Source organism: Micromonospora sp. LOL_015 (assembly GCF_048060275.1).
GTDB lineage: Bacteria > Actinomycetota > Actinomycetes > Mycobacteriales > Micromonosporaceae > Micromonospora_E.
On record NZ_JBHMIO010000005.1, the window covers coordinates 36,184 to 50,785 of the forward strand.

Consider the following 14,602-nt stretch of genomic DNA (forward strand, 5'->3'; position numbering starts at 1 on the left):
GTCGGCGTAACGGGCGTGTCAACGGGCGGCGGTCCGGGTCCCCTGGGCGACGGTCCGGGTCCCCTGGGCGACGGTCCGGGTCTCCCGGATCGTCGGCTCTGCCAGGGAGTAACGCGCGATCGCCGGGCGGGCTACGACCAGCGGATCCTCGGCCGGCTCGACAGTGATCAGCTTCAGGGCACGCAGCGCGTCCAACGCGGTGGCGACCAACTCGACCTCGGCGCCCGGATCGGTGGCGTGTTTACGCCAGTACGACCGGTGCGCCCGGGCCAGCTCGCGGGTGTGCCGGTGCAGCTCGCTGACCCGCAGGCCGCCCGCGCTCGCCGCACCTGCCGTGCCGGCCGCCGCGATCCGCTCCGCCAACAGCAGCGTCAGGTGGCTCTGCATCCCCTCGGCCGGCATCCGGACGTCGGTCAGCTCGTCGGCCGGGTCCACCATCGCGACCCCTTCGGCCCGTACCTCGCCGACCAGCCCGGTCAGTTGGGTGATCCGGTTCAGGATGGCGTATCGCTGGCTGGTCAGATAGGCCAGCTCGGCCTCGGTCAGCTCGTCGTAGTAGACGACCGGCTGTTCGAGCAGCAGCCGGGTGAGCCGGTGCCGCAGCGCCCGGTTGCGGGCATCCTCGACATCGGGCACCACCTCGACGGTCAGCGCCGCCAGCCGGCCGTCCGGTGCCACGTCACCGATCATCGACGGGCCGCGGCTGCTGGCCAGCAGGCCGGCGATCACCCGCCGGTCCACGTCGTAGAGCACGTCACCGCTGGTGCCGAGGTACGCGTCCTCGTGGCCGGCCACCCGACGCAGCACCCCCCAGTGCAGCAGCAGCCGGACCACCGCCACCATGTCGGCCCGCCGTTCCCGCCGGTCCAGGGCGAACGTGAACCCGGTGGCGGCCAGCGCCGGATCGGCGGCGGCCAGCACCACGTCCTCGGCCAGCCGGCCCAGGGTGATCTGCCCGTCGGCGCGTTCCAGCGCGGCCAGGGCGAGGCAGGTCAACACGTACCGTTGCCGGGAGAACGGGGTCCTGGCCTTCGGGTCCCGAGCCGGGTGGGTCTGGTCCTGTGGGTCGGCGGTCAGCTTCATCAGCCGGATCGTCTGGGCGTCGGCGACCAGCCGCCACCCGGTCTCCCGGTCGAACCACTCGCGCAGCTCTGCGGCGTACGTGCGGACCAGCCGGAACTCGCCGTCCGGGGTCAGCCCGGCGACCAGCAGCGGGCGGGCGAGCAGCAGCCGGGCGGCCCGCTGCAGGCGGCCCGAGGAGTCGCCCTCGGCAGGGCCGCGCGCCCTCACCCGGCCACCCCGACCGCCGCGAGATCGGCTCCGGCAGAGACCAGACCGGCCGAGACCAGGTCGGCTCCGGTCGGAGCCAGGTCGGTGATGTCGACCAGATGTTCCGGCCCGGTGAGCACCCCGTCGGCGGTGACGATCCGCACCGGCGGCGCCCCGTCGACGCGGACCAGGCGTACCCGTAGCGTGCCGTCGGAAGTGGTGGTGGTCACCTCCGTGGCGTCCGGCCGCCGGGCCGCCAGCGCGTCGCCCAGCAGATGGAGAAAGAGCCGGAACTCGGCGGTGTCCAGTTCACCGAGGCGCGACAGTGGGACGGGCCCATCGGTGGCCAACGCCGCTCGGGCGCGGGCCGTCTGGGCCGTCTCCCGCTCGGCACGTTCGGCCAACTGCCGCCGCTGCGCGGATCGGTCCAGCACCCGGCTCGGCGAGCCGCGCCGCTCGTACGATCCGGTCTTGCGCAGTCGAGGGCTGATCTCCAGCCGGGGTGCCTGGGCCCACGACGTCGACGCCGGCACCGGTCGCTGCTCGGCCGCAGCCAGGGTCTCCCCGGTGACGGTCAGGTGCCGCACCGGCGACAGGCCGAACGCGGTGTGCCACAGCCGGTGCGCGGCCTCGTCGTCGGGGGCCTGCGCGAACCACAGCGCCAGCGACCGGAAGTCGGCCGACCGGTCCGACCGGCCGGCCCGGCGTTCGTTGATCGACGCCACCGCGCCGAGCAGCTGCCGGATCGCGCCGATGGCGGCGGTACGCAGCAGCCGTGCCTGGGACTGCCGGCTGGCGTCGCCGCTGACGAACCAGTCCCGCAGCCCGTCCCAGCGTTGCTGCCAGACCACCCGCGCCTGATGCAGTGCCCGGTCGTCGGCGTCCTCGCCGGGTGCGGCGTCGACGGCCTCCCGGCGGGCCACGATCTCCAGCAGCGGGCGTACCCCGGTCGCCTCGATCCGGTGGGCCAGGTTGGCGATCTCCGCGCCCCGGTTGGCGAGATCGGCGATGAACCGTTCGAGGTACGCGATCAGCTGTTCCTTGTACGCGAGGAAGGCCGCCACATCCGCGTCGGCGAAGTCGACGGCCCGCCGCAGCGACGCCATGAACGCCTGCGCGTTGTCGGCCAGCCCGGTGAACCGGTCGACCAGGCTCAGCATCAGCAGGTGGGTCTTCGCCGGGTCGGGAGCGGACCCAGCGGCGGCCTCGGCGGCGATGCCCAGCAGGGCGCGCAGCTGGTCGGCGATGTCGGACAGCGCCACCGACTGCAGGGCGCCGCGTCGGCCGATCGCCTCCTCGTACGTGGCGATGGCCTGCTCGGCGGCGTGGCCGTGCGCGCTCAACTGGTAGAGGTAGCGAGCGCGGTGAAAGTCTTCTACGGTGGTGACCCGCCCGGTGTCCGGGTCGGCCCGCAGGTTGCCCCACTCGGCGAGCTGGGCCAGCGCCGCCGCGACGGCCTCCAGCGACGCCCCGGGGCCGATCTCCGCCAAGACGTCCTCCGGCCGCAGATGCACGGTGAACCGACGTTTCGCCCGGACGAAGGCGTCCAGCACGTCCCGGTACAGGGTGACGTTCTGCGCCTGCAGGTGCGCGAACGGCTGGACGGCCGGTGAGGTACCGGTGGACATCCCGCCATCATCGCAGACCCGGATCGGACCACGACGCACACAGCGGGCTCGTGGTTGCCGCGCCGGATGCTGCAGCGCGGAACGCGCTCGCCGGCCCGGTGGTGGAGGTGACCAGCCCTCGACGAGGGCTGCCGGAGCATCCTGGCCGCTGCCCGATCGCGGCCTTCGGCTACCGAGACACCTGCGGCGCCAGGTCAAGCAGCACGAACCGAACTGCCTCACCCCACGGCAGCGGGCCGACGGCTGCCTGCCCACCTGCGTGGACCGGCCGATGTCGAAGGTCACCCGCGGACATCGCGGGCCTGTGACCGGGCGACCCGACCGACCGGTCTGATGTCGCTGGTCGACTGCGCGGTCAGCTACGACGCCCTCCATGCCGGGCACAGCACGGACGGTCGGACGCAGGCCAACCCGATGGTCGAGTGCCCGACCGTACGGGACCGGCTGCCGGCCGTACCGGCGCAGGCAGCGGCCGAGGTCGACCAGAATCTGAACCTGCTCGACCGGCGGATCGCCGAGGCCAACGAACGGTTGTTGACCACAGCCGGCGAGGGCGGCCCGAACTTCGCCCAGAACGCGATCGTGGGGACGCTGCGGGACAAGCGGCTGACCGCCCTCGAACGGATCGAGATCGCGATCGGCCGGCACGCGGCGCGGCCGACCGGGCTGACCCGGCTGGCGTCCTGCACCTTGCTCGGGCCGGGCAGCGGCGACAACAGCGGATCCGGTGACAACGGCAGTGATGGGGGCGACAAACGGTGGGGCCGGCGTCGTAGCCGACGGCCCGGACGCTGAACCGTCGGCGCTGCCCGTCCCCGCCGCCCGCCGCGCCGGTCCCCCTCTGGTGACCGGGCTGGTCCAGCCCGGTCACCAGAAAGGCGGAGTCACCGACAGGACCGGGAGATCACCAGGGGATGCTGCCGTCGTCGTTGACGAACGTGCCGGTCGGGCCGCCGTCGGGCAGGGTGGCCAGCCGGATCGGGGTGGCAGCGGCCTCCTGGACCGGACGCCCGACACCGCCGGTGAAGTCGGTGGCGACCAGCCCCGGACAGGCCGTGTTGATCAGGAAGTCGGTGCCGGCGAGTTGCCGCACGTAGTGCACGGTGATCGCGTTGAGGTACGTCTTCGTCGGCGAGTAGGCCGCCATGATCGGGCCGACGTTGATCTCCGGGTCGGACTGCCAGGTCAGTGAGCCGACGCTGCTGGAGATGTTGACGATGCGCGGCGACGGCGACCGGCGCAGCAGCGGCAGCATCGCGTTGGTCACGCGGATCACGCCGTACACGTTGGTGTCGACAACCTGGCGGACCACGTCGAGGTCGAGCGTGGTCGGGTCCTGCTCCCACCCCGGCCCGGTCTCGCCGGCGATGCCGGCGTTGTTGACCAGGACGTCAAGTCCTCCAGCGGTGCGTTCGATCAGCTGCGCGGCCTCGGTGACGCTGCGGTCGTCGGTGACGTCCAGCGGTACGGCGAACGCGTCGACGCCGGCGGCGTACAGCGTCTTGACGGCCGCTTCGCCGCGGGCGGCGTCGCGCGCTCCCACCGCCACCCGGTAGCCCTTCGCGCCGAGCCCTGCGGCGATCTCGTAGCCGAGTCCCTTGTTCGCGCCGGCGACCAGCGCGGTCTTCGTTCCGGTCGTGGCCTTCGTTCCGGTCGTAGCCTTCGTTTCGGTCATGACGCCGATGGTGGCGCGGCGGTAGCCGCCGTCGTTACACCAGTTGAGTTCCGCTGTCATACCCGGCGGGTATCACCGACGTATCGTTGTCGGCGTGGAGACGCTGGAGACCCGTGAGCTGCGGTACTTCGTCACGGTCGCCGAGGAGCTGCACTTCAGCCGGGCGGCCGAACGGCTCGGCATCGCCCAGCCGCCGCTGTCCCGGGCGATCGCCCAGCTCGAACGCCGCCTCGGCGTCACCCTGCTCGACCGCGACCGCCGAAGAGTGGCACTCACCGACGCCGGTCAGGTGCTGCTCGACGAGGCCCGCGTCATCCTGGCCGCCACCGCGGCGGCGGCCCGGCGTACCCGCCGCGCCGCCGCCGGCGCGAACCGGCTGACCCTGGTCACCAAGGCCGGCGCGGGCCACGAACTGCTGCAGAAGCTGCTCGACGCGCACGCCGTCGAGCCGGACGCGGCCGAGATCGACGTGCTGCTGTGCGGCATGGGCGACCAGGCGCGGATGCTGCGCGACGGCCGCGCCGACGCCGCCCTGATGCAGCGGCCGTTCGACTCGCTCACCGGCTTCGACACTGAGGATCTGCTGACCGAGCAGCAGGTCGCGATCCTCCCGGCCGGGCATCCGCTCGCCACCCGTACGTCGTTGACCATGGCCGACATCGGCGACGTGCCGGGGCTGCCGGTCGCCCGCTGGCCGCGCCCCGACGGTACGTACGAACCCGGACCCGGGCCGGAGATCCACGACCAGTCGCAGCTGGCCCAGCTGATCGCCCTCGGGCACACCATGGCCGTGCTGTGCGCCTCGTCCCGGTCGTGGCTGTGGAGCGCGCACACGGCAGTGCCGCTGACCGACGCGCCGCACGTCACCACCGTGCTCGCCTGGCTGCCGGACAACCGCTCCCGTGCCGTCGCCGGGCTCGTCCGGACCGCCACCCAGCTGTGATCAGCCGTAGCTGATCAGGACCGTGCCGAGCGCGGCGGCGTTCCACAGCGCGTGGGCCACCATGGGCGCGGTCAGCCGGCGGGTGGCCAGGAACAGCCCGGTGTAGACCAGACCGGCGACGGTGATGGACAGCCCGTCCAGCGCGCTGGCCGGCAGGTGCAGCACGCCGAACAGGACCACCGAGACGACCGCCGCCACCCACAGCGCCACCCGGGGGCGGGCGGACCGCTGCGGGATCGCCCCGAGCAGGAACCCGCGGAAGTACAGCTCCTCGGCGATGCCGCCGCCGACGATCCCCAGGAAGAGGGTGGCGGCCAACGCGGCCGGCCCGGCGGCGGACATGCGCAGGATCTCCCGGACCTCCGGGTTGGCTTCGCCGCCGGCCGCCGGCATCAGCACCCCGAACTCCAGTAGCAGGCGGGGTGGAACGGTGGCCACCGCGATCAGCATGTCCCGCCGCCAGTGCCGCGAGGTCAGGCCGAGATTTCGGCGGGTCAGCCCGTGGCGGCGTAACCACCAGGCGATGAGGGCGGTTTCCTCGTCTACCTAATATGCGGCATACCACACTCCTCGCGACCAGAAACTGGGTGACGCTGCCCCACCGATGACAGCAGACCGCCGGGCGAGCACCTCAGGCACTCGGTCGTGTGTGACGACCCAGTTGGCAGCCGTAGGCGACATGAGTCTGAGCAGCCGGACGATCGTCTCGCGGTCGGCAGCCAGGTGCCGGCGGTGGATCGGCGAAGTCCGCCGTCGGTACCGACCCTGGCCGAGCCCGCACTGAGTTCACCGACAGCGGCGACCTCGATTCTTTACATCAATGTCGCCGAATCATCACCGTACGGACGGGTGGCCGTCGGTCCGCGGGGGTTGCGTTACGTCAACACCCTCGAGCTGAACAGGAGCCCGATCGACGTGCCTTCCTCCCGTCGTACCTTGCTCGCCGGTGGTGCCGCCGGCGCCGCTGGCGTCGGCCTCGCCGTCGCCGGTGGCCTTCCGTCGCTGGCCCAGGCCCACCCCGGCCGAAGCCACCCGCCGAGAGGCGGCGGCCACGTACCGTTCCCGCCGCTGGTGGACGACCCCGCCGGCATCCTCGCCCTGCCGGAGGGGTTCCGCTACACCGTGGTCACCCGCACCGGCGTCACCCGGCTCGACCGCGGCCAGGGCCTGACCCCGGCCGAGCACGACGGCATGGCCGTCTTCGATGCCGGACGCGGCCGGTACACCTTGATCCAGAACCACGAGCTCGGCCCGGGGGCCGAGTTCGGCGTACCGCACGTCGCGGGCACCGTCTACGACCCGGGCGCGGTCGACGCCGGCGGCTGCACGGTGATCAGGACCGACCGGGCGGGCCGCAACCTCGGCGAGTTCGTCGCCATCTCCGGCACCGTCGACAACTGCGCGGGCGGGCCGACCCCGTGGGGGACCTGGCTGACCTGCGAGGAGACCGACGACCGGGCCGGCGACGAGTGGGACGAGGACGGCCGCACCGGCACGTACCAGAAGGACCACGGCTACGTCTTCGAGGTCCGGGCCGACGGCCGCGCCGACCCGACGCCGATCAAATGCCTGGGCCGGTACGCCCACGAGGCGCTGGCGGTCGACGCCGACCGTACGAAGATCTACCTGTCCGAGGACGCCAGCGGGCCGAACGGTCTGTTCTACCGGTGGACCGCGCCGCGCCGCGTCAAGCTCGGCCCCGGCGTGCTGACCCGGCTCGCCCCGGACGCCGGCACCCTCGCCGCGATGCAGATCATCATGGACGACGGCTCGGTGCTGCCGGACGTCGCCTACCTGACCTCCGCCCAGCTGGGCCGCCCGTTCCCCGTACGGTGGATCGAGGTGCCGCAACGCGACGCCCGGACCACTCCCCTGCGCGAGCAGTTCGCCGACGGTCAGGTCACCCGGGGCCGCAAGTTCGAAGGTGTGTGGGGCACCGACCAGGGCGTGTACGTGGTCAACTCGTACGCCTGGGAGGACGGTGACCTGCCGGCGGACGCCGCCCCGCACGACGGCATGGTCTGGTTCTACGACTACCGGGCCGAGACCATCCAGCTGGTCACGTACTTCCCGCACCAGACCTCGTCGGAGGAGGGTACGCCGGCGAGGTACAGCGATCTGACCTTCGACGGTCCGGACAACGTGACCGTCACCCCGTGGGGCAGCCTGGTGCTGGCCGAGGACGGCTCGGGCGCGTCCCACGTGCTCAGCTCGGTCCCGGGCGGCCCGACCTACGCGATCGCCCGCAACCAGCTCAACGACTCGGAGTTCTGCGGGCCAGTCTTCACCGACGACGGCAAGGTGCTCTTCGTCAACATGCAGGACCCCGGTCTCACCCTGGCCATCACCGGCCCGTGGGAGAAGTACCTGGGCTGACCCGATCGCTCTGCACGGCGGGTGGGACCGACCGGTCCCACCCGCCGCTGGTCAGTGACGCCGTGGGCCGCCCCTTGAGATTAGGCCGCCGCCGGCAGACGACGGGTACCCCGGCGGACAACGTCAGGTCTCGCCGTCGCGGATGATCTGCCGGACCCGCTCCCGGCTGTAGCCGGTGGCCGCCACGATGTCCACCTGGCGCACACCGTCCCGATCGGCGGCCCTGATCGCTTCGGCCAGATCGGCACGTGCCCGGTCCACCTTCACCCGGGCCTCGGCCACGAGGCGGGCGGCCCGTTCTTCAGCACGAGGCACCGCAGCTTGCGCCGTGCGCAACTTTCGTACCGCCGCCTCCAGGTCCGCCACTTGGCCATTTCAGCAGGTCAGACACTAGGCCAACTCACGTATCCGCAGAGTAGGCCAACTTGAATACTTGACGTTTGGCCAAACTAAGGTTGTGATAGTTGGCATTCGGAGACGGTGGTTCCTGATCGGCACTCCCGGTACTGACCCACCCAACCAGGGAGGTCCGATGTCTGAGATCCAAACGAGCGGCGTACTGGTGGTCGGCCCGCGTCCACTGCCCGAGCACAGCCGGGTCAGGGTGTGGATGGAAGCAGGATCGGGCGGGGGCCATGAGGTCACCGTTCGGACCGAGCACCTGACGCTGTCCGACCGCGACAGCGGCCAGGGCTCCCGCGCCATCTACGAACTTCGCACTATTGACCGTCGGGGCTGACCCGAACACCCCGACACGGACGACGCCCTCGACCGCAGCCGAGGGCTTCGAATTTGCTCCGGGTTGGTGTTTCTCGGGTTGGGGCGGGGAACCCAAGATGCCTCCGCAGGCTTGATGCCACAGGTGCATCAAGCCCAACCGCCCCCCACCCAGGAGGGTTACCGTGCGCTCAAGAACAGTGATGCAAAGTAGCCGACGGGTTCGAGAAGCGATGCCCAGTTCCGTCGTTGTGCGGAACCCATGGGGTCAGCGGCGGCCGACGGTGAGGACGGGTTTGGTGACCTCGGCGTAAAAATCGTTGCCCTTGTCGTCGACGACGATGAACGCCGGGAAGTCCTCCACCTCGATCTTCCAGATCGCTTCCATGCCCAGCTCCGGGTATTCCAGAACCTCGACGTGCCGGATGCAGTCCTGCGCCAGCCGGGCCGCCGGGCCGCCGATCGAGCCGAGGTAGAAGCCGCCGTGCGTACCGCAGGAGCGGGTGACCTGCGCGGACCGGTTGCCCTTGGCGAGCATGACGTGCGAGCCGCCGGCAGCCTGGAACTTCTCCACGTACGCGTCCATCCGCCCGGCCGTGGTCGGGCCGAACGAGCCGGACGCGTACCCCTCCGGGGTCTTCGCCGGGCCGGCGTAGTAGACGGCGTGGTCGCGCAGGTACTGCGGCATCGGCTCACCGGCGTCCAGCCGTTCGGCGATCTTCGCGTGCGCGATGTCGCGGGCGACGACCAGCGGGCCGGTCAGCGACAGCCGGGTCTTCACCGGGTACTTCGACAGCTCAGCGCGGATCTCGGCCATCGGCCGGTTCAGGTCGACCCGGACCGCGTCGGCGTCGACGGACTGATCGGCGGCGAGGGTTTCGTCGGTGACGTCGGGCAGGAAGCGGGCCGGGTCGGTCTCCAGCTTCTCCAGCCACACCCCACTCGGGGTGATCTTGGCGACGGCCTGCCGGTCGGCGGAGCAGGAGACGGCGATCGCCACCGGGCAGGAGGCGCCGTGCCGGGGCAGCCGGACCACCCGTACGTCGTGGCAGAAGTAGCGGCCGCCGAACTGCGCGCCGATGCCGAACTGCCGGGTCAGTTCGAGGACCTGCGCCTCCAGCTCGACGTCGCGGAAGCCGTGCGCGCCGATGCTGCCGCTGGTCGGCAGGTTGTCCAGGTACTTGGCGCTGGCGTACTTGGCGGTCTTGAGCGCGAACTCAGCCGACGTGCCGCCGACGACGATCGCCAGGTGGTACGGCGGGCAGGCGGACGTACCGATCAGCCGCAGCTTCTCCTCCAGGAACTTCATCATCCTGGTCGGGTTCAGCAGCGCCTTGGTTTCCTGGTAGAGGTACGACTTGTTGGCCGAGCCGCCGCCCTTGGCCATGAACAGGAACTTGTACGCGTCCGGCTGTCCGCCCGGATCCTCGGCGTACAGCTCGATCTGGGCCGGCAGGTTGGACCCGGTGTTGCGCTCCTCCCACATGGTGATCGGCGCGAGCTGCGAGTAGCGCAGGTTCAGTTTGGTGTACGCCTCGTACACGCCCCGGGCGATGGCCCGCTCGTCGGTGCCGTCGGTGAGCACGTGCCGGCCGCGTTTGCCCATCACGATCGCGGTGCCGGTGTCCTGGCACATCGGCAGCACCCCGCCGGCGGCGATGTTGGCGTTGCGCAGCAGGTCGAGGGCGACGAACCGGTCGTTGGGTGATGCGGCCGGGTCGTCGAGGATCGCCCGCAGCTGGGCCAGGTGCGCCGGGCGCAGGTAGTGAGCGATGTCATGCATCGCCTCGGCGGTCAACGCGGTCAGCACCGCCGGCTCGATGGTGAGGAACCGTCGCCCGCCCGGCCCGTGCACGACGTCGACGCCTTCGTCGCTGATCAGGCGGTATTCCGTCAGGTCGTCGCCGGTCGGTAGCAGCGGGGTGTGGGAGAACGGGGCGGCACTGCTCATGACCGGCAAGCCTAGGCCAGAGGTGACCCGACTTCCCAACCCCCGGGTGGGTCAGCCCTTGGCCGGGCAGTCCTCCTGCTTGGCGCCGCCGCAGGTGGGGCCGGGGTCGGGGCCGCCGGGATCGGCGGGGTCGTCCGGGCCGCCGGCCGGCGAGGTGGCGGCGCCGGCGAACCGGACGTAGCCGATCTCCCGGCCATCGCCGATGACCATGCCGCGCGGTCCGACGGCCAGCACCTCCGCCGAGGTACGCAGGTTGACCAGCTCGGTGCCGGTGGCCGGGTCGAGGGCGACGACCCGGTCCGGTTTGCGGTCGACGACCAGGGCCGCGTGCCGGGTGAGGGCCAGCTGGGCGTCCGGGTGCATCGGGCGGGTCCACCGGGGTGTCGGGGTGGGCAGCACGTACGCCTGGAGGGTCTCGCCGTCGGCGGAGCGGGCCAGGGCGTACCGGTCGTCGACGGCGCGCAGCTCCTGCCCGGCGGCGCCGGTCCACAGCACCCGCCCGTCGTAGGCGTCGATGACGGTTTCCCGCATGTCGGGGGCGATCCCGGCGAGAACGTTCGCGCCGCCGGTCGGGTTGTCCCGCTGGGCGCAGCCGATCCGGTCGGCGGTACGCAGGTTGATCCCGGTCCGCTGCCACACGGGCAGGTCGGTCACCGGGTCGACGCCCTTCGCCGTGTAGTAGCAGGCACCGTCGCGGGGGGTGGCGACCAGGCTGAACACCCGGCCGGCGAAGACCACGATCCGTTCGTGCCGGTCCTCTTCCAGCTCCTGCAGGACCTGCCCGGTGCGGGTCTCGACGACGTGGATCTTGCCGTCGATCGGGAAGCCGAGCACGGTCGGCATGGTCTGCGGGCCGCCGGCGTCGTCGGCGACGTCGTCGGCGGTCAACGGCCGGCTGGTGACCAGTTTCGGGTTGTCGGCGAACAGCACGAAGCCCATGCCGGGCAGCTGGGCGGTCCACCGTGGAGTTTTGCCGCGCGGGTCCCAGGCGGTCAGCGTGCAGTCGCGTGGGCCGGCGCAGCGTACGTCGAGCAGCGCGTCGCGGTAGGTCCAGACGGCGATGGCGGCGTCGTCGGCGCGCAGCACGGCACCGGTCGCCGGGTTGAGCACCTGGTAGCCGTCGGTGAGCAGCTCGCCGGTGGCGACCACCTGATCCGATCCGTCACCGGCGACCGCCGCCCAGTCGGCCTTGCGCTCCCAGACCTGGTTGCCGGAGGTGATGCTGCGCCCTTCGACCTTGAGCCGGTGCTCGACGATGACGGCGCGCTCGGTGATGGTGACACCGCGCGGTGTACCGCCGACCCGCTGTTGCCAGGTGACGTCCGGGTCGGCCAGTGGCTGGCTGCGGTTGACCCAGTCCCACAGCCCGGGGAACGGGTTCCAGACGCCGGTGGCGGCGAGCACGATGACCACGACGAGCGCGAAGGCCAGGTAGCACTTCACGCACGGCGCGCTCCCCTTCGCCATCGGGCCACCGTAGCCGGGCCTGACCAACAGAACAGTCGGCCGACCGAAATGCGGCTTTTAGGCGTGTCGGGGGACATTCATGCGTGGTACCCGGAGTTGTCGCCACAGCAGCAGCGTGGCGACCAGCGACAGCGCCCCGAAACCGGCCATCACCAGCCCCGGCGTGACCCACTCGGCGACCAGCCCGGCCGCCCCGGCGGCCAGCCCCTGCCCGGTCATCATCCCCATGTTAGACAACCCGAACGCCTGGCCGCGCCGGTCCGCCGGCACCGCGTCCAGGAACCGCCGGGCCAACCCCAGATGGTACGAGAACCCGAACGTCGCCGCCCCGAACAGCACCGCAGCCACCAGCAGCCCGAGATCGGCCACGAAGGCCAGCATCGGCACCCCGAGCAGCAGCGCCAGCCACGGGGTCAACGACTCCCGCCGGGCCGGCGCCACCCAGCGCCCGACCACCAGGTCACCGAGCAGCATCCCGCCGGCGCCGGCCATGAACAGCGCCCCGGCGGCAGCCTCGCCACCCGCGTATGGCACCACCACCCCTTCCGCGCCGACCAGCAGCGCGCCTGGCAGCCAGGTGGCCAGCAGCAGACCGCGTACCGGCGGGTCGGCGAGCAGCCGCCGGTTCACCCGCCAGGTCTCGCGAACCGCGCCACCGGTCGCGGCGGCCCCCACCACCCGGGCCGGCCGGTCGGACAACCCGAACCGGATCAGCACCGCCGAGGTCAGGCAGGTCACCGCGGTGGCCCAGAGCGCGCCGTACGGCCCGAGCAGGCCGATCAGCGCGCCACCGACGGCGAACCCGAGGACCTGGGTGGCCCCGGCGGTGATGGTGAACAACGCCCGGCCCAGCACGTACCGGTCGCCGGCCAGCAGATCCGGCAGCAGCGCGGTACGGGCCGCCGCCGCCACCGGCGACACCAGCCCGACGGTGAACACCAACGCCAGCGCGCCGACCGGCGGCAGCACCCCGATCGCCAGCACCACCACCGTGACCACCCGGATCAGGTCGTAGCCGACCATCACCGCCCGGGGCCGCCAGCGGTCGGCGTACGCCAGCAGGAACATCCCACCGACCACGCTGGGCAGGAATCCGGCGACGTAGGCCAGCGCGGCCAACAGCGGCGAGTTCGTCCGCTGGTAGACCAGCACGGACAGGGCGAGCATCTTCACCGTCTCGCCGATCATGAAGATGCCGTAGCTGGCGAAGAGCGCCCGGAACTCGCCGACCGCGAACAGGTCCCGGAAGGTGGCCCGGTCGATCGGCGGTGCGCTGGTGGTGGTGGTGGGAGTGGTCACCGTCGAAGCATGCCGCCGGTACGCCGACCGGCGGTAACCTTTCGGCGCAGGGCGAAAAGTCGCGGGAGGTGGACAGCGGCCGGATGCGGATCGAGGTGAGCCCGGCCGACGTCGCGGCCAGCCGGTTTGCGATCTCCCCGCTGGGCGAGACGATGACCGCGCTGTGCTTGTTGGCCGGGGTCCAGACCGCCGGACCGCTGCTGCCCTGGGTGCACCGGCACCGCGACCGGTACGCCGCGTTGCGCCGCACCCAGCCGGGCATCGCCGCGATCCGGGCGCTGTACCACCGCAACGGCTACAACGCCGACTTCGTCCAGCCGCCGCCGGACGGGGTCGGGCTGACCTTCGCCGACCAGCTCGCCGTGGTCCGCCGTACCCCGAACGACCGGGCCCGGGACGAGATCCCCCGCACCCCGACCGTGTTCGGTGCGCTGAGCCTGCACCTCGATCCACCGTGGCCGTACGCGATCGGATACCGGGCGCGCGGCGTCGCCGGCCTGTTCGGCCTGCCGAGCGCCGACCGGGCCGCCGACGGGCTGGACCGGCTGACCGGGTCGGGGCGGGCTGGACCGGCTGACCGGGTCGGGGCGGGCTGCCGTGCTGCGGGCGCTCGCCGTGCCGGCCACCACCAGCCAGCTGGCCGCCCAGCTCGGCGTGGCGGTGGGCACCGTCGGCGGGCAGCTCGCGGTGCTGCGGGAGGCCGGTCTGGTGCGCCGGACCCGCACCGGCCGCGAGGTCCGCTACGAGCGGACCGCGCTGGGCGCTGCGCTCAGCGCCGACCCGTGACGTCAGCCGCCGCCTGCACCAACGGCAGGACGCGGTACGGGATCTGCTCGGCCAGGGCGATGATCGTTGACGCCCGGCGGATCCCGTCGTACGCCAGGATCTGGTCCAGCACCCGCTGCAGGTCGGCGTTGGACCTGGCCACGATCCGGCACATCAGATCACCGGAGCCGCTGATGGTGTGCGCCTCCAGCACCTCCGGGATGGCGCGCAGGTGCTCGGCGACCGGGTCGTGCCCGTGCCGCTGGCCGATCTCCAGGGTGACGAACGACGTCACCACGAAACCGATCGCGGCCGGTGACACCTGCGGGGCGAAGCCGTTGATCACCCCTCGGTCGATCAGCTTGTCGAGCCGGGCCTGCACGGTGCCGCGGGCCACCCGCAGCCGCCGGGAGCATTCCAGCACCCCGATCCGCGGCTCGGTGGTCAGTAGGGCGATCAGCTCAGCGTCCAGCTGATCGAGCTGGACATTCTGTTCAGTGTCCATGGGCCTC

At 71.9% G+C, this 14,602-nt stretch carries 13 protein-coding genes and 1 pseudogene; 5 read left to right on the forward strand and 9 right to left on the reverse strand.

All coding sequences use genetic code 11. The annotated features are described in order from the left end of the window. Positions 1-18 precede the first annotated feature (18 nt). Together ACFHWU_RS06940 and ACFHWU_RS06945 are read right to left on the reverse strand one after the other, a co-directional pair. Entirely contained in the window at positions 19-1,290 is a 1,272-nt protein-coding gene (locus ACFHWU_RS06940) for a TIGR02678 family protein (RefSeq protein WP_416590116.1), read from the reverse strand. Then, positions 1,287-2,897 carry a TIGR02677 family protein gene (locus tag ACFHWU_RS06945; RefSeq protein ID WP_416590117.1) on the reverse strand — a complete coding sequence of 537 codons (1,611 nt, stop codon included), beginning with the start codon at positions 2,895-2,897 and terminating at the stop codon, positions 1,287-1,289. The genes ACFHWU_RS06940 and ACFHWU_RS06945 overlap by 4 nt, the downstream gene beginning before the upstream one ends. A gap of 333 nt (positions 2,898-3,230) precedes the next feature. On the opposite strand from ACFHWU_RS06945, the gene ACFHWU_RS06950 reads away from it, so the two are divergent. After that, entirely contained in the window at positions 3,231-3,692 is a 462-nt protein-coding gene (locus ACFHWU_RS06950; protein ID WP_416590118.1) for a hypothetical protein, read from the forward strand. A gap of 109 nt (positions 3,693-3,801) precedes the next feature. Here the strand turns inward: ACFHWU_RS06950 and ACFHWU_RS06955 are convergent, their stop codons facing one another. Beyond that, a complete protein-coding gene (locus tag ACFHWU_RS06955; RefSeq protein ID WP_416590119.1) occupies positions 3,802-4,572 on the reverse strand; it encodes an SDR family oxidoreductase in 771 nt (256 codons plus the stop codon). Positions 4,573-4,675: 103 nt separating this feature from the next. On the opposite strand from ACFHWU_RS06955, the gene ACFHWU_RS06960 reads away from it, so the two are divergent. Next, positions 4,676-5,515, forward strand: coding sequence for a LysR family transcriptional regulator (locus ACFHWU_RS06960; protein WP_416567963.1), 840 nt, complete (start codon positions 4,676-4,678; stop codon positions 5,513-5,515). Here the strand turns inward: ACFHWU_RS06960 and ACFHWU_RS06965 are convergent, their stop codons facing one another. Next, positions 5,516-5,953, reverse strand: a complete 438-nt coding sequence (locus ACFHWU_RS06965) for a CPBP family intramembrane glutamic endopeptidase (RefSeq protein ID WP_416590120.1) — start codon at positions 5,951-5,953, stop codon at positions 5,516-5,518. 477 nt (positions 5,954-6,430) lie between these two features. Between ACFHWU_RS06965 and ACFHWU_RS06970 the strand changes: the two genes are divergently transcribed. Continuing rightward, on the forward strand, positions 6,431-7,891 hold the full coding sequence (locus ACFHWU_RS06970) for an alkaline phosphatase PhoX (RefSeq protein ID WP_416590121.1): 1,461 nt from the start codon (positions 6,431-6,433) through the stop codon (positions 7,889-7,891). Positions 7,892-8,014: 123 nt separating this feature from the next. Here ACFHWU_RS06970 and ACFHWU_RS06975 read toward each other — a convergent pair whose 3' ends face one another. Then, positions 8,015-8,206, reverse strand: coding sequence for a hypothetical protein (locus ACFHWU_RS06975; RefSeq protein WP_289208252.1), 192 nt, complete (start codon positions 8,204-8,206; stop codon positions 8,015-8,017). Positions 8,207-8,423: 217 nt separating this feature from the next. Here ACFHWU_RS06975 and ACFHWU_RS06980 point away from each other — a divergent pair, with 217 nt between their 5' ends. Beyond that, entirely contained in the window at positions 8,424-8,630 is a 207-nt protein-coding gene (locus ACFHWU_RS06980; protein ID WP_416551982.1) for a hypothetical protein, read from the forward strand. Between the two features lie 246 nt (positions 8,631-8,876). Here the strand turns inward: ACFHWU_RS06980 and ACFHWU_RS06985 are convergent, their stop codons facing one another. The 3 genes from ACFHWU_RS06985 to ACFHWU_RS06995 are packed head-to-tail and all read right to left on the reverse strand — an operon-like array spanning position 8,877 to position 13,325. Beyond that, the gene (locus ACFHWU_RS06985) at positions 8,877-10,559 is read right to left on the reverse strand and encodes a fumarate hydratase (RefSeq protein ID WP_416551983.1); all 1,683 of its coding nucleotides are present in this window, start codon (positions 10,557-10,559) and stop codon (positions 8,877-8,879) included. Positions 10,560-10,610: 51 nt separating this feature from the next. After that, entirely contained in the window at positions 10,611-12,026 is a 1,416-nt protein-coding gene (locus tag ACFHWU_RS06990; RefSeq protein WP_416590122.1) for a hypothetical protein, read from the reverse strand. A 57-nt stretch (positions 12,027-12,083) separates the two neighbouring features. Further along, positions 12,084-13,325, reverse strand: coding sequence for an MFS transporter (locus ACFHWU_RS06995; RefSeq protein WP_416590123.1), 1,242 nt, complete (start codon positions 13,323-13,325; stop codon positions 12,084-12,086). An 83-nt stretch (positions 13,326-13,408) separates the two neighbouring features. On the opposite strand from ACFHWU_RS06995, the pseudogene ACFHWU_RS07000 reads away from it, so the two are divergent. Next, positions 13,409-14,111: pseudogene (locus tag ACFHWU_RS07000) on the forward strand (ArsR/SmtB family transcription factor). Here ACFHWU_RS07000 and ACFHWU_RS07005 read toward each other — a convergent pair. Further along, positions 14,095-14,595 (reverse strand): Lrp/AsnC family transcriptional regulator, encoded by a 501-nt coding sequence (locus ACFHWU_RS07005; protein WP_416551987.1) that lies wholly within the window; start codon positions 14,593-14,595, stop codon positions 14,095-14,097. The pseudogene ACFHWU_RS07000 and the gene ACFHWU_RS07005 overlap by 17 nt on opposite strands. Between the last annotated feature and the right edge of the window lie 7 nt (positions 14,596-14,602).